1 protein-coding gene is annotated in these 1,084 nt (G+C 75.1%); it reads right to left on the bottom strand.

Going from position 1 to position 1,084, the window contains the following annotated elements; translation table 11 throughout:
- Positions 1-105: 105 nt before the first annotated feature.
- On the bottom strand, positions 106-1,084 hold a 979-nt coding region (locus tag DBR36_RS12320; protein ID WP_108319790.1), incomplete at its 5' end, for a methylenetetrahydrofolate reductase.

The following is a 1,084-nucleotide window of genomic DNA, read 5'->3' as shown; positions in this document are numbered from 1 at the left end:
CCCCCGTCCCCCGCGCCCCCGTCGAGTGTCCACAACACACCGCACCACCCCGACACCGCGCGGCGTTTCCTGGACACTCGACGGATCCAGCGCGCGACCGCGCGCTCAGCGCAGCCGGCGCGCGATCTCGGCGAGCGCCTCGGCGAACGACTCCTCGGCGCCCTCGCGACCGCCCGACAGGTTGACGCCGACGACGCCCGGCACCGCGAGCATCTGCTGCGCCATCTCCACCGCGAGCGAGATCCCCTCCGCCCGCGGGTCGCGCGAGCGCCGCACGCGCTCCACGAAGCCCTCGGGCAACGCCAGGGTCGTGAACGACTCCAGCAGGTCGGCCGACGCGTGATCGACGACCACCGGCACGCAGGGGATGTAGCGGATGCCGTCGCCCGCCTCCTCGACGAACCGGCGGACGGGCGCCGCCCCGCCGGCGTGATTGATGAAGCACACGTCCGCTCCCGCCCGGATCTTCTCGCACAGCCGTGCCGCGCGTCGATCCACCGGCGGAGCCGCCGGTGAGGCGGCCACCGACACCACGTGCCCGGCGGCGCGGGCCAGGGCGGTCGCCTCCGTCGAATCGAGGTCGAACACCGGCGTGGCATCCGGCCGGTGTCCCGCGAGCGTGTGGTCGCCGGTCACGCAGTGCACACCGGCGACGCCCTCGACCGCGAGGGCCGCGAGCTCGCCCTCGATCGCCACGCGATTACGGTCGCGCATGTTCAATCCCGTCCAGACGCGCAGGCCCCGCCGCTGCAGCAGGTGCGCGCGGTAAGCCGGAGGGAACTGCACCCGCGCGCTTCCCGCGTCGCCGGCCAGGACGGCATCCACCTCTCCGGCGAGGATCGCCGCACTCCGATCGATGGATGCCACGCTCAACGCCCGCGCGGGAAGATCGGCCACCACCCAGGGGCGGGTGCCGAGGGCGTCGAGGGTCTGCGCGGCGGCGGCCGTGCGCGCAGCCGGGGCGACGTCGGTCGTGCGGTCGAGCCCCGTCCACGGCACGGTCGGGCGGGGGAGGAACGCGCAGAGGTGCCCCGCGTCGGCCTCGCACGACCCGTCGAAGCCGACACCGCCGCAGGGCCCGTAC

The sequence above is a fragment of the Microbacterium sp. HMWF026 genome (genome assembly GCF_003061325.1).
In the GTDB taxonomy this organism is placed as follows: Bacteria; Actinomycetota; Actinomycetes; order Actinomycetales; family Microbacteriaceae; genus Microbacterium; species Microbacterium testaceum_E.
The sequence above is the reverse complement of the archived record's forward strand: the minus strand, read 5'-3'. Positions and strand labels throughout refer to the sequence as shown.